The 21,171-nt window shown below is 40.3% G+C and carries 18 protein-coding genes; 2 read left to right on the forward strand and 16 right to left on the reverse strand.

Annotated elements, in window-relative coordinates:
• Position 1 precedes the first annotated feature (1 nt).
• The 12 genes from I6L31_RS03135 to I6L31_RS03190 form a co-directional block, all read right to left on the reverse strand.
• Entirely contained in the window at positions 2–487 is a 486-nt protein-coding gene (locus I6L31_RS03135) for a winged helix-turn-helix transcriptional regulator (protein ID WP_004987835.1), read from the reverse strand.
• A 94-nt stretch (positions 488–581) separates the two neighbouring features.
• Complete coding sequence (modA, locus tag I6L31_RS03140; protein ID WP_005004479.1) at positions 582–1,343, reverse strand: molybdate ABC transporter substrate-binding protein; 762 nt, start codon at positions 1,341–1,343, stop codon at positions 582–584.
• Between the two features lie 15 nt (positions 1,344–1,358).
• Positions 1,359–2,582 (reverse strand): molybdopterin molybdotransferase MoeA, encoded by a 1,224-nt coding sequence (locus I6L31_RS03145; protein WP_005004480.1) that lies wholly within the window; start codon positions 2,580–2,582, stop codon positions 1,359–1,361.
• Entirely contained in the window at positions 2,582–3,505 is a 924-nt protein-coding gene (gene moaCB, locus I6L31_RS03150; RefSeq protein WP_004998023.1) for a bifunctional molybdenum cofactor biosynthesis protein MoaC/MoaB, read from the reverse strand. The genes I6L31_RS03145 and moaCB overlap by 1 nt, the downstream gene beginning before the upstream one ends.
• A gap of 35 nt (positions 3,506–3,540) precedes the next feature.
• Positions 3,541–4,038 carry a molybdenum cofactor biosynthesis protein MoaE gene (locus I6L31_RS03155; protein ID WP_005004482.1) on the reverse strand — a complete coding sequence of 166 codons (498 nt, stop codon included), beginning with the start codon at positions 4,036–4,038 and terminating at the stop codon, positions 3,541–3,543.
• 1 nt (position 4,039) lies between these two features.
• Complete coding sequence (locus I6L31_RS03160; protein ID WP_004987846.1) at positions 4,040–4,291, reverse strand: MoaD/ThiS family protein; 252 nt, start codon at positions 4,289–4,291, stop codon at positions 4,040–4,042.
• Positions 4,292–4,293: 2 nt separating this feature from the next.
• Positions 4,294–5,334 (reverse strand): GTP 3',8-cyclase MoaA, encoded by a 1,041-nt coding sequence (gene moaA, locus I6L31_RS03165; RefSeq protein WP_005004483.1) that lies wholly within the window; start codon positions 5,332–5,334, stop codon positions 4,294–4,296.
• Positions 5,335–5,447: 113 nt separating this feature from the next.
• On the reverse strand, positions 5,448–6,056 hold the full coding sequence (gene mobA, locus I6L31_RS03170; protein WP_005004484.1) for a molybdenum cofactor guanylyltransferase: 609 nt from the start codon (positions 6,054–6,056) through the stop codon (positions 5,448–5,450).
• Positions 6,053–8,833, reverse strand: coding sequence for a nitrate reductase (locus tag I6L31_RS03175; protein WP_005004486.1), 2,781 nt, complete (start codon positions 8,831–8,833; stop codon positions 6,053–6,055). Before I6L31_RS03175 ends, mobA begins: the two co-directional genes overlap by 4 nt.
• Before the next feature lie 82 nt (positions 8,834–8,915).
• Positions 8,916–10,562, reverse strand: coding sequence for a nitrite reductase small subunit NirD (gene nirD, locus I6L31_RS03180; protein ID WP_005004487.1), 1,647 nt, complete (start codon positions 10,560–10,562; stop codon positions 8,916–8,918).
• Between the two features lie 11 nt (positions 10,563–10,573).
• Positions 10,574–13,120 (reverse strand): nitrite reductase large subunit NirB, encoded by a 2,547-nt coding sequence (nirB, locus tag I6L31_RS03185; protein ID WP_005004489.1) that lies wholly within the window; start codon positions 13,118–13,120, stop codon positions 10,574–10,576.
• Positions 13,121–13,162: 42 nt separating this feature from the next.
• Complete coding sequence (locus I6L31_RS03190) at positions 13,163–14,512, reverse strand: MFS transporter (RefSeq protein ID WP_004987861.1); 1,350 nt, start codon at positions 14,510–14,512, stop codon at positions 13,163–13,165.
• 447 nt (positions 14,513–14,959) lie between these two features.
• On the opposite strand from I6L31_RS03190, the gene I6L31_RS03195 reads away from it, so the two are divergent.
• Both I6L31_RS03195 and I6L31_RS03200 read left to right on the forward strand, forming a co-directional pair.
• A complete protein-coding gene (locus I6L31_RS03195) occupies positions 14,960–15,550 on the forward strand; it encodes an ANTAR domain-containing response regulator (RefSeq protein ID WP_004987864.1) in 591 nt (196 codons plus the stop codon).
• Complete coding sequence (locus tag I6L31_RS03200; RefSeq protein ID WP_005004491.1) at positions 15,551–16,579, forward strand: ABC transporter substrate-binding protein; 1,029 nt, start codon at positions 15,551–15,553, stop codon at positions 16,577–16,579. It begins immediately after the preceding gene.
• 3 nt (positions 16,580–16,582) lie between these two features.
• Here the strand turns inward: I6L31_RS03200 and I6L31_RS03205 are convergent, their stop codons facing one another.
• From I6L31_RS03205 to ftsB, 4 genes are all read right to left on the reverse strand, one after another.
• Positions 16,583–18,490 (reverse strand): esterase/lipase family protein, encoded by a 1,908-nt coding sequence (locus I6L31_RS03205; RefSeq protein WP_005004493.1) that lies wholly within the window; start codon positions 18,488–18,490, stop codon positions 16,583–16,585.
• A gap of 134 nt (positions 18,491–18,624) precedes the next feature.
• Positions 18,625–19,896 carry a D-amino acid dehydrogenase gene (locus I6L31_RS03210; RefSeq protein WP_005004494.1) on the reverse strand — a complete coding sequence of 424 codons (1,272 nt, stop codon included), beginning with the start codon at positions 19,894–19,896 and terminating at the stop codon, positions 18,625–18,627.
• Positions 19,897–20,084: 188 nt separating this feature from the next.
• On the reverse strand, positions 20,085–20,804 hold the full coding sequence (ispD, locus tag I6L31_RS03215; RefSeq protein ID WP_005004499.1) for a 2-C-methyl-D-erythritol 4-phosphate cytidylyltransferase: 720 nt from the start codon (positions 20,802–20,804) through the stop codon (positions 20,085–20,087).
• On the reverse strand, positions 20,770–21,159 hold the full coding sequence (ftsB, locus tag I6L31_RS03220) for a cell division protein FtsB (protein WP_005004500.1): 390 nt from the start codon (positions 21,157–21,159) through the stop codon (positions 20,770–20,772). The genes ispD and ftsB overlap by 35 nt, the downstream gene beginning before the upstream one ends.
• Positions 21,160–21,171 lie beyond the last annotated feature (12 nt).

A 21,171-nucleotide genomic window follows, 5' to 3' on the forward strand; every position in this document is an offset into this window, starting at 1 on the left:
GTTAAGCCTTTTTCTTCTGGGCTTGTCGTAGGTAATCAACATATAGTGGACTTGGTTTAGCCAAAACTTGTTTAGCTTGAATTTCTTCGCCACATTCTGAACATGTCAAAATAGGTTTAAAGATTTTCCCGCAATTTTTATGATGATATAACATCGGTGCACCTGCTCCATCATCCATCCATTTATCGGCCCAATTTGCCATAGATAAAAGAACAGGATAAAGCTCCATTCCTTTTTCAGTCAACCGATATTCAAAACGTTCCTGTCGATCAACATAAGGAGTTTTGACTAATATATCGTGTTCAACTAAACGCTTTAAGCGTTCTGATAATACGTGTCGGGTCACCCCTAAATGTGACTGAAAATCATCAAAACGGCGAGTCCCTAAAAAGCAGTTACGCAAAATAAGCATCGTCCAACGATCACCCATAATGGATAATGTTCGAGCGATTGAACATGGTTGTTCACCAATATCATCCCATTTCATCACTGCTCCCCAATATATCTAGCTTGTCCTTAATCATACGACTCATTACATAAAAATAGCTAGTCATGATCATGTGTTAGATCAATTCACCAGACTATTTTTTGTTGCCAAAACCGTAGTTGAGCAATAATGCTCTTACTTTGGGACTGGTAAAAATGAAGCGCTCAAACTGTGTTGCGGTTTTATTTTTTTCACCCTGCGTCGTCAAAGTTATATAGTAATCAATGGGATCATGTGATTTTGCGGGAAAAATCCCTATCATTTTTACTTTTTTGCTAGTTAGGGCATCTGTCTGAAAAGTAATGCCAACCTCGCATTTTCCATTTTGAACGGCATTTAAAAGACTTGTATTGTCCGTATTCTGACTAATCCGTTGCTGTAAATTTGAAAACCAACCTAAATAAGTCAAACTTTGTCTGGTATAAAGTCCCAAAGCACTCGTATCTAGTTGAGCTGTACACAAATTTCCTTTGAATACTTGAGCAAAATTAAACTGTTTAGACTGACCAAATGGGATATCCATATTGACAGAAGTGATCGCAACTAATTGATCGCTCATCAAGTATTTGGCACGCTTTTTAGTCACCAGCTTGTTTTGATTTAAAGCCTGCACGCTATTTTTATCCGTCGATATATAAAGATCAGCACGACTTGCTTGTTGCATTTGCTTTGCCATTGTCACTGGATCCGCAAATACAGGAGTCACTTTACTGTCAGGATATTGCTGTTGATATAGTTTTATAATATCAGTAAGTGCATTTGTTAAACTTGGTGCTGCATACACGTTTACTTCACCCGCCAAAGTGAAGGATGCCGTGGTGCATAAGCAGCAAAATAGACCCAATTGTTTTAACATGATTAACCTTTATTTTTAAATAAATAGACCATCTACCAACTCACCTGCTAGTATCTGTTTCTCTGCTGGAATACGCACTAAGCAGTTGGTTTGCATAAGATTGCTTAACATGTGTGATTGTTGCTTGCTTAAAGCACTGACTTCAAGTGTGCTTTGATTAAAAGTTGCAAGCATGCGTAAAAAACGCTCACGGTGATCTGCTTTTAGGTCATGTGTAATCCGCGCTGTAAATCCTGATGGTGATTCACGTTTATTTTGTAAGGCATCCAACAATAGTTTTCCATAGATCTGCATACACACATAGACCGCAGCAGGATTTCCCGGCAAGCCCAGTAAGTAGCAGTTGTTTTGCTGATGTTCATATTTTGCAAAAAAAAGTGGTTTACCTGGTTTCTGTTTGACTTTCCAAAAAATTTGCTCAAAGCCGACGTCCATTGAACATGGACGTACAAAGTCATAATCCCCGACTGAGACACCACCTGTGGTAATGATCACATCATATTCAGACTTCAAACGTTCAAAAAGCGCTGTCACAGAGCTTGCTTGATCTTCAACATGAATCACATGTGCATCTATCCCATATTGTTTAAGCCAATTTTCCAATAAAGGGCCATTGGCATCAAAGACTTGAGCATTACTTAGGCTATTTGGTGATTGAGCAATCTCATCCCCTGTAACCACCACTGCAACTTTTGGTTGCTGAAATACTGTTACACTCTGAACACCCGCCATACTGAGCGCAGCAAGACTCCCGATATTCATATACTGCCCAGTATCCGCCAAACATTGCCCTTGCTTAACCTCTTCCCCTTTACGGCGAATATCAACTTCTGCTTGCAGACTTTCTACAATCTGGATATTTTGATCATCAATCTTTTTTACAATTTCCTGTCGAGCAATAGTCGTGGTGCCTTCAGGAATTTTTCCACCCGTAAATATACGAGTTGCTTGTCCCTCAGATAAAGCTAAGCTGCTTTCCTCACCTGCCCTAATTTCACCAATCAGTTTAAAACTCTGATCTTTTGCATCAGTTTGATTTGAACATAAAGCATAACCATCCACGGCGCTTTGATCAAAACTGGGCAAATTCACAGGAGAATAAACGGCTTCAGCCAAATACCTGCTTAGGCTATTTTTTAGTGCAATAGATTCTGTAGGCAAAGTTTTGGGCGTATGCAAAATATATTGAATTGCCTCATCTATGGTGATCAAACCTTGTTCATAACCACATGCCGACATTACTCATAACCTCCAGGATGTGGTAAATCACGGCAAACATCAAAAATATGCACAATTGCCGGTAAAAGTGCTGCCATAGATTCTGAAGCGCCACCACGACTTCCCGGTAAAGTCATGACCAAAGAACGATCGATAAATCCTGCAACGCCACGAGACATTGCAGCATAAGGAGTACGGCGCTGACCAAAGGCACGGGCTGCTTCCATTAGACCATCAAGTTTACGTTCGAGCAGAGGTTCTAAGGTATCTACGGTAATATCTCGTTTTCCAATGCCTGTACCCCCCACTGTAATAATACACGCATAGGATTTGCTTAATTCTAAAACCAAATCTTTGAGCTGATCAGACTCATCGGGCAAAATTTGGTAATGAACTGGGGTAAAGCCTGCCTCTGTCAATGTATCAAAAACAGATTTGCCAGCGGTATCAGGTTTTTTACCCGCCGCTACGGTATCAGACAATACAATCACAGCAGCAGAAACAGGCTGACGTAATGTCCGTTTGAAATGTGATTTTCCGCCTTTTTTCTTCAGTAACTTACATTGATCTAGCACCAGATCTTCGGGTTCACAATGGGGTTTGAGCATATCGTATAACGTTAAACCCGCGATACTAGCAGCAGTTAATGCTTCCATTTCGACCCCAGTCGGTCCGATGGTTTCAACCGTTGTTAAAATTTCTACAAAGTTTTCATGTAACTCATATTCAACTTCGGCACGATAAATGGGCAACGGATGACATAGCGGAATCAATTCATCGGTACGTTTTGCTGCTAAAATCCCTGCGATACGTCCTGTTTTCAGTGCATCGCCCTTTTCAGTATTTCCCTGACGTAATAACTCAATACAGTGTGGTGGCGCATATAGGATCGCTTGAGCTTCGGCAATTCGATAACTTTCAGGTTTCATGCCTACGTTTTTCATTTAAATTTCCGTAAATAACGTTAATGCTAATGTTGTCAATGTGAATGCTGATGATGTTTATGATGCGCTGAATGGGTATGATTATGCTCGATTGAGTCATGATCTTTACGAATACAACACCCTTCTACAAATTGACTGCTCCCATCTGTATAAAACTCTTCCTTCCAGATGGGGACTTCATGTTTGACTCGCTCTACGGCTTCTTCACAGGCTTGAAAGGCTTCACGGCGATGTGCTGCGTAGGCCACTGCAATAATGGCTGTTCCTCCAATACCCAAAGTACCAATTCGGTGAATGACTCTCACATAAGCCACCCCGTATTTTTGGATAATATCCTGCTCAATCTGACGGATCATCTTTTCCGCAACTGGTGTATAAGATGTATATTTTAAGGCAGTTACTGCTCGCCCTTCATGATGATTACGCACAGTTCCCTGAAAAATCCCAATTCCGCCACATTCAGGAAACTCGCTAATCGAATCAAAATTGTCTAAACTTAAATCTTGTGACTGTACCCGCTGAAACTCTTTCATCTCAACCTCCAGCCACAGGTGATAAAAGCACTAACGTACAATCATGTTTTAACGTGGTTTGACGCGGAATAATATCCTCACCAATTGCACAGGCACATCGTTCCAAAGCCTTTTCTGCTTGTGGATATTGCTGGCTGATTTGATCTAGCACATCACCGACCAAAATTTCAGTTGGATAATCCAATACTAATTGCGGAGGAAGTTGGCGCTCAATCGCACCATAAGCGTCAATTGTGACCTGAATACCCGACATGGTTATCCTCCTAACATGTGCATACTAATTTTGCGGGGTTGTTGATTTTGTGTTTGCTGGTTGAGGCTATGAAAACCTTTGGCTTTATGCCAGATATAAGTTGAAGTTTGCTGATACAACGCTTGATTCGCTACCTGCCTGATCACTTCATCCTTTTCAGTGACCAATTGATCCAGTAAGGGTTTAAGCATAAGACCCTGCCTTGCAAATAAGCAGTTATACAGCTCCCCTTGAGCCGTTAGACGGATACGATCACATTCACCACAAAAAGAATGGCTAATCGTGGAAATAATTCCGACATCATATTCATCATCTAGGCGATATAATCGGGCGGGTTCATGTTCTTGTTGTAATTCTTGAATTTGAAACTGACTGGATAAGGTATTAAGAATATCCTGTTCAGTAACCACATCGGCTTGTGTCCAGTGTTGATCACCATCTAACGGCATAAACTCAATAAATCGAAGTGGAATCTTATGCTGTTTTGCCCAGTTGACCATCGGTAAAATCTGGTCATCATTTTTACCTTTCATCAACACAGTATTAATTTTAAATGGTAAACCTACGTCTTGTACCGCGGCAATTCCATCCAATACGGGTTTTAATTTTTTCTTGGTTAAAAATAAGAATTGTTCAGGATCAAGACTGTCCAGACTGATATTGAGATCATCCAGACCTGCAAGTTTTAATTCATGTGCATATTTTTTCAGATAGTGCGCATTGGTCGTGATTGAAATTCGTTTTAAACCTTTAACTCTGAGCTTTTGCAAATCACGGATAAAGTGAACCACCCCTAAACGCATAAGGGGTTCTCCCCCTGTGATACGGATTTTTTCGATTCCGTTTTGCACCATAAAATCACAGAATTGATAAAGTGCTTCGAAACTCAGTAAATCTTGTTTTTTCATCCACTCTGGATGTTCTGGCATACAATACATACATTTGAAATTGCAACGATCCGTAACGGAAATTCGAAGTTTCCGTTTATTGCGCCCATATTGATCCTGAAAAATCGATGGGTTTAACGAAACGATTCCATTCATGTATTTATACTCTTGTCATCGTGTGAACACATTGATTATCTCATGATTAATTAACAAATCGGGTTTATACTTTGTGTCACTTAAACCGCTATAAGTAATAAAGTATTCCATTGTTATGCCAGATAATTCAATTGCTTATATTGCTGTAATTCATCCAATGAATTAATACTATGAAAAAATAATCGATGTTTACGGAAATATGCAACCTGCGCGTGTAAATCTTTTCGACATTTATTTAAACTCAGTTGATTTTCAAGTAAATGCTGTTGCAGAACTGTGCAACTTTTTCGTTTCATCAAACAAAACGGATAAAGCGCATCTCCATTGATATTCACATAAGACATCAAGGCATGTTGATCCTGAAGTAAGGTATCATGCAGTGTTTGCAGCACTTTAGTGGGAATATAAGTTACATCGCAAGGAATAAACAATACATAATTCGCCTGTACATGCGACCACGCACTTTTCATTCCCATTAATGGTCCTAAAAAACCGGCCTGATCATCTGCATAGCATTGAATATTTGGAATAATCTGCTGATATAGTCGAGTATCTCGGTGGCTGTTAATCCAAACTTCGCCCACCTGATCTTTAAACGTGTTGTAGAGTTTTAAAAGCTGCATTTGATCATCAAAAGTTTGCAATAACTTATTGACACCATTCATGCGTCTTGCCTGACCACCCGCCAAAATGACCAAGTCTGTAAGAGGATATTTTTTCATATTTCAGCCTCCTGCTGACAACTTTTAATCAAACCACGAATTTCAGGTAAACATGAACCACAGTTTCCACCCGCTTTTAAGCAGGCGGTGACTTGTTTTTCATGAGTAATATTTTGCGTTTTAATGGCTTCAATAATCTTGTTTTTACCGACTTTAAAGCAACTACATACCAATGGTCCATCGCTATTTGTAACTGAAATTGGCGTACCCGCCAATAAAGCCTTACGGTGTAATGCACTCAAACGCTCACGCTTAAACAAACCTGCCACCCAATCCCGATCAGGTAACAAATCTGCTGGTGCGATATATAAACTAGCAATTAAGATGCCATCTTGCAAAATAACACTATGACTAAGTTGTGATGATCGATCTTCAAGGCTTAACCATTCATATGTTTCATCAATGAACGGTAAAAAGTTTTTTAAATTATTTTGCGTTTGATCAAAACTTTGACGAGCCGCGATTTCATAACGAAAGGCTTTTGCCGTTTTAATTTTTGCCCACCACGCGCATTGTTGTAAAGAAGTCTGAATATGTTGCTCAACACCTTCACGGACGTATAACACGCCCTGCCAAGTGGTATGAAATGTTTGAATTGCAACTGGGGTATGTTTAAATTCAGGCTCACCAGAGATTGCATCGACCACTGGATTGACGACTTTACCAATACGGGCATCTGAAGCCACTTGTTCTGTCCAATGAATCGGTGCAAAAATTTGACCACGGCGTACACCTTGATCAAGTGTTACACGCAATACGCAACTGCCCCATTCTGAACGGACTTCAACTAAGGCTTTATCTTGAATACCAAATTTTAGGGCGTCATTGGGATGTATTTCACAAAATGGTTCAGCACGGTGCGTGGTGAGATTGGCAGATAAACCTGTGCGGGTCATGGTATGCCATTGATCACGAATACGTCCTGTATTCAAAATTAAAGGATAATCTTCTGAAATCGTATGGACAGGATCAATAGCAAGGGTTGCGATCAGTTTGGCTTTTTTGTTTTTATGGCTAAAATCACCTCGATCAAATAATTGCTCAACCGCAATACGTTGACTTTTCTCCCAAACAGGCCATTGTGTGGGTGGCAGTTGGTGATATTCCTCTACGCTTAAATTCATCAAACCTTTTAAGTTGAAATAACGAAAATGTTCAACTTGGTCACGTTGTTCGATACTGGCATTTTGATAAGCTGATAAAGCAGCATGCTCATTAAAAATGTCACAGGTATTGTTAAAATCAAAACCTGAAAAACCAAGTTTTTTTGCAACTTCACAAACTGCCCACCAATCCGCTTTGGCTTGTTTAGGTGAATCTAAAAATGCGCGTTGCCGTGAAATACGGCGTTCAGAATTGGTGACAGTGCCATCTTTTTCGCCCCATCCTAAAGCAGGAAGCAAAACATCTGCATATGCTGTGGTATCGGTTTCGGCACAAATATCAGAAATCACCACAAACTCACATTTTTCTAATGCACGTTTAACTTGCTCTGCATCAGGTAAACTTACGACAGGATTGGTTGCCATAATCCAGACGGCTTTAATTTTTCCACTTTCTATGGCCTGAAATAAATCAACTGCTTTTAAACCCGTTTGTGTTGCAATGGTTGGACTCTTCCAAAAACTTTGTACCAGATGTTGATGTGATGGATTATCAATATCCAGATGTGCCGCCAACATATTTGCAAGACCACCCACTTCACGCCCGCCCATGGCATTGGGTTGACCTGTCATTGAAAACGGCGCTGCACCTAATTTTCCAATTTTTCCAGTGAGTAAATGACAATTGATAATGCTATTGGCTTTATTCACCCCTTGAGAAGATTGATTGACACCCATTGAAAATAGCGTCATGACTTTTTCAGTCTGGGCAAACTTATCAAAAAATAATTGTAATTTTTCTGCTGAAATTCCTGTACGTTTTACTAGTTCATGAATATCTTGTTCGCTTTCACTGGCAGCTAACAGTGCTTCCAAACCTTCGGTATGTTTTTCAACAAATTGATGATCAACATGATTATTTTGATATAAATGCTGAAATAAACCATTAAATAACGCTACATCCTGACCAGGTAAAATCGGCAAGTGTAAATCCGCTTGCTCACAGGTACTGGTAAAACGTGGATCGACCACTACTACAAATAAATCTGGATTTTGACTTTTCGCTTGCATGATACGTTGATACAGTACGGGATGACACCATGCAGTATTGGAACCGACTAAAACCACCATATCGGTATGTTCAAAGTCTTCATAACTGGCGGGAACGATATCTTCACCAAAAGCACGTTTATGTGCCGCAACCGCAGATGACATGCATAAGCGCGAATTGGTATCAATATTGGCGGTGCCTAAATAGCCTTTAACGAATTTATTCACCACATAATAATCTTCTGTCAGTAACTGCCCTGAGACATAGAAGGCAATACTGTCACGCCCATATTGATCTATACAGTGTTGGAACTGTGTGGCGATTTTCTCAATTGCGGCCTCCCATGGCGTGACTTGACGATGATCTTTACGACCCAACATAGGCTCCAATACACGAGTTTCTAAACCCAATGTGTCGGCCAGATTGCTGCCTTTAATGCAAAGACGTCCAAAATTTGAAGGGTGATCGATATCACCTGCCACTTTTACCATAGTGCCGTGCGCTTTATGTTGGACATTGACATCTACACCGCAGCCAACACCGCAATAGGGACATGTTGTTTTTGTAATAATAATTTCTGCTTGATCGGAGCGACTGTGTTCTAAATTTTGAATACTGTTCATGACTGCTCCTTTTACCCAATTTACCTATACCACATACACACTAATTTTGGCTTAGAAGCCATTGATCCTAAGCCAAGTTGAATCAACTCACCTTTTTCATTGCAAAATCCTTACCAAATAACAGCTTGTTTCTAAAGGTAGAAACAGGTGTTTGATCTGCAATGAGCTCGGCATACCACATGCCATCTTCGGTGTCACCAAACAGAACTGCTCCAATTACCTTGTCTTTTTGGATGATGATACGCTTATAAATTTGACGTTTATCATCATTCAAAATGATGTCTTCATAATCTTCCTTGCTTATTGCAGATGCATCGCTCTGTTCTAAATCAATACGACCTGCCGAGAACACATCCACACCACTGACTTTTAATTGAGTGGGAACAGTTGGCGATTTAAACGTTAGGCTGCCATGTTCAGCCAAATGAGTTGCACAAATAAATGCTTGTCCCCAAAGTGGTTCCTCCAAACCAAAAGTTTGACCACGATGCTCGATACATTCACCTACCGCATAAATACTTGGGTCAAAGGTTTGCATGGTGTCATTGACTAAGATTCCGCGATGACAACGTAGTCCCGCACTTTGCGCCAAAGCGATATTCGGGCGAATTCCCACCGCAAAAATCACCAAATCTGCATCAAGAATTGTTCCGTCTTTTAAGCGAACCTGATTGACATGACCATCCTTGCCAAGTAAAGCTTCCGTGTTGGCTTCTGTGATGATCTGGATCCCTTTTTGTTCGATGCTATGACGTAACATTTCACTAGCACGTTTATCCAATTGACGATCCATAATTCGATCCATCAAATGTAATACGGTCACATTCATGCCACGTTGTTTCAAACCATAAGCGGCTTCAAGCCCTAACAGTCCACCACCAATCACCACTGCATTTTTCTTGGTTTCACAATATTTAACCATGGTATTTACATCATAAATATCACGGAAGCTGATCACACCGTTTAAATCTGCCCCTTGAACAGGCGGAATAAAAGGTTTCGAACCTGTGGCAATGATCAAGCGATCATAATCAATACGCTCACCTTTCTCAGTGTGGACGACTTTTCGGGTACGATCAATCTTGACCGCAGGATCCTGAGCAATAAATTTAATGCCCTTATCGCTATACCATGCATGTGGATGAAGCATAATATCTTCGATAGTTTTCTCACCTGATAACACAGGCGATAGCATAATACGGTTATAATTTCCCCATGGTTCTTCACCAATCACGGTCACTTCATAACGCTCTGGTGCCATGTCCAATAAATCTTCAAGACAACGCATTCCTGCTAAACCATTCCCAATCAATACCAATTTCAGTTTGTCTTGAGAAATACCGTTATTGGTAATATAGGTTTTTTGTGGAACTGTGCCGACCCAAACCCGACCATTTTCAATTTTGGTTGGAAAAACCAGAAGTTTCTGGTCTTTATCTTCCAGACAGCGTCCTGTCGCTAAACTAAAATGTTGTTTGTAAATCGGCGATGCAATCACCCGCTCACCTTGTATGTCACCAATAATGCCACGACACATGACATTGGCTTGGCTGAATGGGTCTTTGTTGCTGAGTGCATAGATCCGCTTTTCATGACCTACACGAAATAGCGCTACCGATTGACCTTCAACAAGGGCACCTACCCCTGTATTAGGTGTAATGTCATCCAGATTGCATACATCGACCCATTGATTTTCTGGAAGCATATTCATGTCTTTTAGATTTGTCATTTCTATTCTCCTTATGCTTCAACCATTGGAATACGATCTTCTGAACGCTCTGCATCATTCAAAGGGCGAATCTGATCGCGAACGTTAGTAAATTGAATATGTGGATCAGCTTGTTGATCTGCACTAGCATTAATATAAGTTTGGAAGCGTTTACGGATTTCAGGATCTTCAACTGCGGTACGCCATTCATCCTGATAAGTTCCTACGACGTGGCTCATACGGCGTTCAAGCTCTTCAGCCAATCCTAATGAATCATTGACGATGACCGATTTGAGATAATCCAGACCACCTTCCATATTGTCACGCCACACGCTGGTGCGTTGTAAACGATCTGCGGTTTGGATGTAGAACATAAAGAAACGGTCGATATAACGAATCAGGGTTTCGGTATCAAGATCAGAAGCCAATAATTCGGCATGGCGCGGTTTCATCCCACCATTCCCACACACATACAGATTCCAGCCTTTTTCTGTGGCAATCACCCCCACATCTTTGCCCTGCGCCTCAGCACATTCGCGGGTACAACCTGAAACTGCCATTTTTAGCTTATGTGGTGAACGTAAGCCTTTATAACGATTTTCCAGTTCAATCGCCAAACCCACAGAATCATCCACACCATAACGACACCATGTACTACCCACACATGATTTCACGGTACGTAATGATTTGCCGTAAGCATGACCTGACTCAAAACCTGCGGCATTGAGTTCTTCCCAAATAAACGGTAATTGATGAATTTGCGCACCAAATAAATCAACACGTTGACCGCCTGTGATTTTGGTATACAGGTTGTATTTTTTGGCGATTTGACCGACGGCGATTAAACCATCTGGTGTGACTTCACCGCCTGCCATACGTGGTACGACAGAATAAGAGCCATCTTTTTGTATATTACCCAAGTAGTAATCATTACTGTCCTGTAGACCTGCATGACTTGGTTTTAGTACAAAGTCATTCCAGCACGATGCTAAAATATTTGCAGCCGTTGGTTTACAAATATCACAGCCTAAACCATGACCATGTTGTTGAATGAGATCATCAAAGGTTTTAATTTCATTGACACGAACCAAGTGATATAACTCTTGGCGCGAGTATGGAAAATGTTCACAAATGTGGTTATTGACGGTTACACCTTGACGTTGTAACTCAGACTTTAACACTTGTGTGACCAGTGGCGCACATCCCCCACAAGCCGTTGCAGCTTTGGTACATTTTTTCAAAGCACCCAAAGAGGTTGAACCGACAGCAATTGCCTGACAAATATCAGCTTTAGAGACATTGTTACATGAACAGATGGTGGCGCTATCAGGCAATAAATCCACACCACTTCCACCTGCTTTTGCACCTGAATCGGCAAAACCCGGCATGATCAAACTTTCAGGCATTTCTGGAAGTGTTAAACCATTCAGCATCATTTGCAGCAGATCATTGTATTCTTTGGCGTCACCAACTAAGACCGCACCCAACAATTTGCTTTTATCTGCATCAACCACGATTTTTTTATAAATCAAGGCATCTTCGTCAGCATAAAAATAGCTGAGTGAATTAGGCGTCATGCCATGTGCATCACCCACCGATGCCACATCGACGCCCATCAACTTCAACTTGGTGCTCATATCTGCACCAGCAAAGCAATGAGTTTCTTCCGCCAGAATATGTTTTGCTGCAATGCGTGCCATGTCATAGCCCGGTGCAACTAGACCAAAGATTTTATTGTCCCAAAGCGCACATTCACCAATCGCATAAATATTGTCATCTGAGGTTTGGCAATAATCATTGATTTTAATCCCGCCACGTTCGCCAATCGCCAATCCACTTAAACGCGCCAGTTCATCACGCGGACGAATCCCCGCAGAAAATAAAATAATATCGGTTTCAAGTTCGCTACCATCGGCAAACTTCATGATGTGATGATGTGTTGAGCCATCTTCAATACATTGAGTGGCTTTTTGGGTATGAACTTTTACCCCCAGATTTTCAATCTTATGACGTAGAACCTTGCCACCTAAGTCATCAATTTGTACCGCCATCAAACGCGGTGCAAATTCGACCACATGGGTTTCCAAGTTTAAATCTCGTAAGGCTTTGGCAGCTTCTAAACCCAGCAAACCACCACCGATCACCACGCCTGATTTGGCATTTAAGCTTGCAGCTCGGATTGCATCCAGATCTTCAATGGTACGATAAACAAAACAGTTTTGACGATCATTGCCCGAAATTGGCGGGACAAAGGCATAAGAACCAGTTGCTAAAACCAATTTATCGTAGTGAATCACATCACCCAAATTGGTGGTAATGGTTTGTTCAGCAGCATCAATAGCAACAGCTTTAGTATTGAGCCGTAAATCGATACCATGTGCATCAGCAAAGTCAAAACGTGCCAATGATAGATCCTTTGCTGATTTTCCTGAGAAGTATTCAGTCAAATGTACGCGGTCATAGGCAATACGTGGTTCTTCAGCAAGAATAGTAATTTCTAATTCGTCATCTGCTTTTTCTAAAATGGCTTCGATGAATTTGTGGCCGACCATACCGTGACCAATCATAACGAGTTTCATGGGCTGTCTCCTGAGAATGATGTCAAATTTGTTTGAAATGCTTTAAGAAGCAAGGTTGTTACGTTCAAGAACAGCCTGTTCAAATAGGCGTTGTTCTTTGACCTTATGCTCAGTCGAGAAACGAATCAGCATTACAAACCCTGCGGCAATAACCACCAAGCCACCCAGCACCATCAAACAGGTTTGAATATCCAACATTCCTTTAAGTAGAAAACCTGCTGCAACCGCACCCACATTGCCACCCGCACCAATAATTCCAGCTACGCCTCCTAAAGCGTCACGATCTATAAACGGCACTAAGGCATAAGTTGCACCACAAGCCATATGTGTAAATAAAGCAAATACTGTCATCGCGATAATCGCCAGCATCGCGCTATTCATTTGAGAGAATAAAATCAGAAATAACCCTTCACCTAAAATCATCACAAATAACACTTTAGTACGACCATCCAGACCTTTTCTAAGGGCAACTTTGTCTGAGACAATCCCACCCAAAGCACGTGCAAACAAAGCCAGCAAACCAAAGATCCCTGCGGCAAAACCAGCCTCTTTTAGACTAAAGCTAAAGTTATTGACGTAATACATCGCGATAATGTTGTGAATAAAAATTTCAATACCGAAACAAGCAGCGTAGGCACCAAATAAAATCCAGACCCGATAGTTACGTGCTGCATGCATCAAAATTGCCACACCGCCTTTTTTATCACTTCCAATTTGAACACCTTGCGCACGCAGTTCGGCAAAATTACCTTGGGGTGCATCTTGTGTAAGTTTCCAGTACAAAATACCGACGATCACCATCATAATGCCAGGTACCAACAGGGCAATTCTCCAGCCCATTGCTTGCTCGACGCCGAACATCACTAAAGCCGAGAGCAGTAATGGCATAATCGCTTGAGTTGCACCGCCGCCTGCATTTCCCCAACCCGCAGAAGCCGCATTGGCCGTACCAACAACATTCGGTGCAAACATAATACTGGTATGGTATTGAGTGATGACGAAACTTGCGCCAATGGCACCAATCAGTAAGCGGAAGAATAAAAAGGATTCATAACTATTGGATGCGGCAACCCCAAACACAGGAATACTGCCGATCAATAACAAAGCGGTATAGGTTTTACGTGGTCCGTATTTATCACATAAAGGTCCCACAATTAAGCGCACTAAAATCGTAATTGCGACAGCGGCAATATTGATATTGGCAATCTGGTCTTTAGTCAGATGAAATTCACCTGCAATGACTGGCATAAGCGGTGCGCAAGCGAACCACGCAAAAAAGCAGACAAAAAAAGCGAGCCAACTCATATGGAAGGCTCGCATCGCTGGAACACTAAAATTGAATAAGTTTATTTTAGTCGCTTTTTTTGCTGTTAAATCTAAATTTGAAGACATCGCCTTCTCTCCTGAACTGAACGTAATATGGGCTGTACAGCTAATGCTGCATTGGCAATCGATCAGAACGGACGTCGTTGGCCGTCTTACAAATTTTCAATTTGAGTCGTCTTTGACTCATTAAAGATATAGCAAGTGTTGTGCCAATTTTTAAAAATAAAAGTATAAATGGTTTTAAGAACTTGAAATATATAAATAAAATTTAAATTTTTAAACTATGAATTACGTTAAACTCAAAAGCTTAATAATTTCATTAAGTAGATTGTGTCTCAGATTATTGCATCAAAATGATTCTGTTTTGCGCTATAAAAGGTCAAACTGATTTAAAAACTATAGAAAATTGTTTTTAAATCGCTTTTTTTATGTATGGCATCGATTTTGCTAACAATTTTTTAATCTATTTCGCTTACAATATGTTAAGCGATCAATCTTCATATTCGATATCTTATGTCAAAACTAAAAATTGCACTGATTGATGATGATTTTGAACGTGCTGAATTTGTTCAGCAGAATTTACGTGCGCATGATTTTGATGTGGTTGCCTGTTTAACACTTGAACACTTAAACGACTTCCAACTTGAACAATTACAAGCCGATGTGATTCTTCTAGACATGGATCATCCACATCGTGATTTGATCGAGAGTTGCGTCAGTCATTTTGATTTGCCTACTGTTCTATTTACCAAAAATACCCATAAAGATACGATCAAACAGGCGATTGCAGCAGGTGTAACCGCATATATTGTAGATGGTATTGATCCTGCTCGTTTAGACACTATTTTAGAAATTTCGATCGAACAATATAAAAAACATAAGCAGCTTGAAAGTGACCTTAAAGAAACCAAACTTAAATTAGCAGATCGCAAAGATATTGAAAAAGCTAAAGTATTATTAATGCAATTACATCATCTTGCTGAAGATACTGCTTTTCAGTTACTCAGGAAAAATGCCATGAGTCATCGTATTACGATGGGCGATATGGCACGACGTTTGATTGATGCGCAACAATTACTTCACCACCCATTGAAGGAGGATTGAATGAACCCGCTTGAAAAAACTAAAATCCAGCTCGGTTATATTCCTCTTTTGGACTGTATTGCACTACTTTGGGCCAAACAACGCGGTTTTTTTGAAGAGTTTGGCTTGGACGTGACACTGGTCAAAGAAGCATCATGGGCGAGTTTACGGGATCGTCTCGCTTTTGGGGTATTGGATGCAGCACATTGTTTATCAGCCATGTTGCCTGCCGCTGCAATTGCGGATGACCAAATTGGCATACCACTCAAAACGCCTTTGGTTTTAAGTATTAATCGTGCATATATCAGTTTAAGTCAAAGTTTAAGTTATACCCTTTCTATTCAGAGCACTGATTCTGCCAAAATCACGGCGAAAAAGTTAGTAAAGCATATACATCAACAACAATCTGTCGCCTTAGCACATGTATTTAAGCACTCGATTCATCATTATTGTCTACGCGAATGGCTGGCTTTAGCTGATGAAAACTTGGCTTATGATATTATGTTGAAAACGCTGCCACCGCCTTATTTGGTAGAAGCGCTTTCATCTGGTCATATTGAAGGTTTCTGCGTTGGAGAACCCTGGAACACACAAGGTGAAATAGAAGGTGTTAGTCAAATTGTCGCATCGAGTCGCGACATTATTCCTGCTATTGCTGATAAAGTTTTAGCCGTGACTGAAGAATGGGCACTTAAATATCCAAATAGCTTAACAGCACTGACTGCCGCCGTGATTAAAGCGCAAAAAGAGTTGGAAACTTTAGAAAATTTTGAACCCGTTTGGCAGTTATTAAGCGAATTTAATATTATCCGTTTTGAATGTTCACCACAGGTTCATGTCCATCAGTATTATGCCATTGAATCCATTATTCGACATTTTGTAGAGGACTCAGCTTCACCCAATATTGAACACTTTGTCTGGCTCTTTGAACAAATGTACAAATGGAATCATCCAGTGAATGATTCAACGGTGGATCAGTCATTGATTAAACAATTTAGTCAAAAGTGTATCGATGATGCAACCTTTCAACGAGCACTTGCATATATTTAAAATTTAGTCTTGCTCTAAATGCAGTAATAAAATCCGTCGCATTTCATTGATTGCAGAAGTGGTCATTTGTACATAATGATCACCGCGAATAATTTTTTCTGAGCTAGCACCTTCTAGATGTGAACTGCGATACGGCACGATGCCGTCATTCATAAATGAAGGTAATTCTGAATGCGCTACATTACCCATAATAGAATGATACTTGACTGACTGTGCAGGCATTACATTTTGAGTGAGAAGCATAAAATCTGAATTTTCACTGAGATTACTTGCTCCATTTTCAATTAAGCCTCGATGCCGTACTGTTTTGGTTTTATCCAGTAAAGAATCCGATTGTACATTTTCAAAAAATTCGTTGGGAATTTTGATGATATTCCGTGCTAAACGGGTGAACCAACGATCTGCATAATTTGTTCCACGATGTGGAGCCGCAATAAAAATCGCACGAGAAAAGTTTGGAATTGCTTTAAAGACAAATCGCTCACGAATCACTGGATGCTGATTCAACATAGCAGATTGTGATTTGGACATTTTGGCAATCGCGGCATCCGAAATATCTTGATTACTCACCAATAATCGACTGATCACGCCGCCCATACTGTGCCCGATCAGCACAGCATGTTGTACAGGAGGATTATTTATCTCAATATTTTGAAAGGCTTGTGTCAATAAGGTATAAATTTGATAGCGACTTTCAAAAATCGGCATATTGGTTGAATAAAAAATCTGCCAGACTTGATAGTGATCACGAAGCTCCTGATCGCCCATAATATCATTGGTTAAAGAAACCCAAGCCTCTGGACTGCTGGCTAAACCATGAATAAAAACAATCACTTTTTTATTTGGATTGTATGGTTCCAGCATATATAAATGTGGCATTAACAAGTCATTTTCTTTATTAAGTAATGTCCAATAACCTGCTTTACCCAAATGATTTTGCGCGAGCCAATAGCCAAATGGCGCAGAATAATTTGCTGTTAACGTATAATCTGCCTGATTCACCTCTACTTGATGATAGAGATAAGGATCGATCAAGCGAATTTTAAAGTTAGTATTTTGAGTATCGTAAGCAATACGTTCATCTTCAGGCACCATCAAAGCGCTCAATGGCAATACTTTGGGAGCATGAATATTAGGAGAAAGTGAGTTTTGATAAAACGAAACTGGATCTAAAATAAAACCGTTATTTTTATAATGTTCTGCAAATTCAATCACAAATTCCGCACCTAAACCATCTGTACGGTTTACGGTATGAAAACCTGAAAAATTCATATTATAGCTAGATTTTAGTTTCGCAATACGATGATCTTTTAGATGTGGAAACTGTGAGGTATCAATTTTGTATTGGTGACCTGCAATCGAAATGCTATCAGGAATATAGCTTTGTGGATGAAGCTCAGAATATCGAGACAATAATCTTGAAAGTGCAACATTGTAAAAAATACGAACCTGATTCTGACGATAATCAAAAGCACGATGTGAAGGTGTGTTTGTAGATGCAAATAAATAATGATAGCTATGCCTTAAACTTTGATCAAGATAGCGCAATTCTTGATCACTACATTGAGATGCTTTTGTCAGCTGACATTGCGACTCTAATTCAAGCGCTTTTGCTAAATAAAGCTCACTTAACGCCGCATGGTAGGCATCTTTATCATTCGAGTGAATGCCCTCGACTGCTTTTAAGCACTGATCAAATTCCGCCAAACATTTTTTTTGATTAAAATTCGTCAAGTAAATAATGTTCGCCGTTGCCGAACTTAAATGCTGACTAGTTAATATACTCGTCATCTTATCATCTAAAGACTGACTCAGTTGATTTTCACGTAATTGAACCAACTGACAGCTTGAACTTATCATTGTCACTATGACAAAACTTATTTTAGCTAGATGAATCACACAGTCACGCATGCTTTTTTCCCCAAATCAGCGCGAGTTTATGAAATGGATGCTGGATTAACGTTGTAAAAACTCGGGTCCAAATTGATCATAAAGCTCAAGATCAAGATTTGAACTTTTGATTGTCTGACCAAAATTTAAAGGATCTAAATATGCGCAAGTTTTTCATAACGTTCAATACTTAAATCATCTGCCTGAATCTGTGGCGTTCGATTTGAGATCAAATCGGCTAAAAGTTTGGCAGAACCGCAAGACATCGTCCAGCCAAGTGTACCGTGCCCAGTATTTGTAAATAAATTGGAATATTTAGTTTTGCCTACAATGGGTGTGCCATCTGGTGTTGCAGGTCGCAGTCCTGTCCAGAAACTTGCCTGATCCAAATCACTGGCATACGGAAATAATTGATGTAAAACCATCTTGAGCGTATCTTCACGCGAAGTATCCAAAGAACGATCAAAACCATTAATTTCTGCCATACCACCTACGCGAATACGATCGTCAAAACGGGTTAAAGCGATTTTATAACTCTCATCTAAAATGGTCGAGACTGGAGACATAGCTGCATCAATGATGGGCGTGGTAATCGAATAGCCTTTAAGTGGATAAACAGGCGCAAAAATCCCAATCTGTTTTAGCATTTCATGACTATAACTTCCGAGAGCCATCACATAGGCATCGCCTTTGATTCTTTGACCATTTTGCAAAACAACTGCACTAATTTGATCAGCGTCTTTTTCAAGATAATCTATGCTGTGGTTAAACAAAAACTGTACGCCTTGCTTTTGCGCAAGTTCTGCCAGCTCTACAGTGAATTTTTGACAATCACCTGTTTGATCATTAGGTAAACGCAACCCACCAACAAAATCAACGGTTGCTTTGGCTAATGCAGGCTCAGCCTGAATCACGCCCAGTTTATCCAACAATTGATAAGGTACACCTTCTTCTTTCAGGACTTGAGTATCTTTTTCGGCCGAATCTAATTGCTGTTGTTTTCTAAAGAGTTGTAATGTTCCCAACTGGCGCTCATCAAAATGGATGCCTGTTTCATGACGTAACTCATCCAAACAGTCACGGCTATATTCTGAAATTCTGACCATGCGTTCTTTATTAATTTGATAACGATGGATATTACACTCCGCCAGCATCCGTACCATCCAGTGATACTGGTACATATCCCCTGTGATTTTAATCGTTAATGGTGCATGATGCTGAAACATCCATTTAAATGCTTTTAGTGGCACACCCGGCGCAGCCCACGGTGAGGCATATCCTGGTGAAATTTGTCCTGCATTGGCAAAGCTGGTTTCCAAAGCTACGCCCGGCTGTCGGTCAATCACGGTGACTTCATGCCCTGCCTGTTTCAAATAATATGCGGAAGTAGTTCCAATAACGCCTGCACCTAACACGATAATATGCATACAAGGCCTGCTTTTTTATCAATTGAATGGAATCAGTTGTTCTATATTTTAATAAGTAAAAGGCAATAAAATGGTTAAAGTTTAAATATAGAATATTTTTAAATTAATTCTGAATAAAGCAGATGACAAGCCGTGTTGTGTGAACGCTTGTCAATCATGATTACAATTCAGTTTCTTATTTAGATAGCTTACAAGACGTGTTGTGATGCCAGTATCAAACGTGCTAGTTCTAAATCATCTGTATAAGTGATTTTGATATTATCTGAGCGTCCTTGTACCACATCGACTGAAATACCTGCATGCTCAAGTGCACTGGCTTCATCTGTGATATTGATGCCACCATTTAATGCTTTTTCAATGGCATCACGAAGCACACCCAGTTTCGCCATTTGTGGTGTTTGGGCTTGCCATAAATGATCACGACTCACCGTGTTTTGAATATGTTGATCACTCACAAACTTTAAAGTGTCACGTACAGGAATTGCCAAGATAGCAGCAGTATCACGCTCAACACAGTAATCTGCCAATTCTTTTAAATTTTCAGCACTTACACATGGACGTGCAGCATCATGCACCAAGACATAATCATCATCCGATGCAATCTGAGCCAAATAACGCAAAGCATTTAAAACGGAATGCACACGCTCAGCACCGCCCAGACAAAAATGTGCTTTTTCAGATGCAGCGAAATTTAAATTTTTAGCCACCGTATCTTGTGCACCAATCGCCAATACATAGCCTTGTAAAGGTAATGCATTCAGTCGATCAATCGTATGCTCAAGTACCGTTTGATCTTGAATCGTTTGATATTGTTTAAGCTCAGTTTTAGAAAAACGACTTCCTGAACCCGCAGCAGGAATCACTGCCCACAATTTAATCTGGGACATCTGGACTTGGTGGGGTTTCATTGGTTTCCATGTCGACTTTGGCATTTGGATCAATATAAATCGGTTTGTAATGGGTACTGATGGTACTCATTTGTACAAAAGTCTCACGAGGCTTAATCAGACCTAAATCCAAACGCGCATGTTCCTCAATGGCTTCACTACCATTTTTAAGATCAAACACTTCTGCCGCTAAAATACGGTTTCTTTCTTTCAATTCTTCGTTTATTTCAGCTTGTTGTGTAATTTGCTGACGTAAAGTTTGGTGAGCAAAGTAACCACCTTCTCCCCACCAGAAACTGTACTGAAAACACGCCACCAAAACGATGGCGAGTAACAGTATCAATTTGCTCGAAGTCGATTTAAATACTTCTAACATAGCATCCAAAGA

The organism is Acinetobacter septicus, assembly GCF_019355975.1.
Taxonomy (GTDB): domain Bacteria; phylum Pseudomonadota; class Gammaproteobacteria; order Pseudomonadales; family Moraxellaceae; genus Acinetobacter; species Acinetobacter ursingii.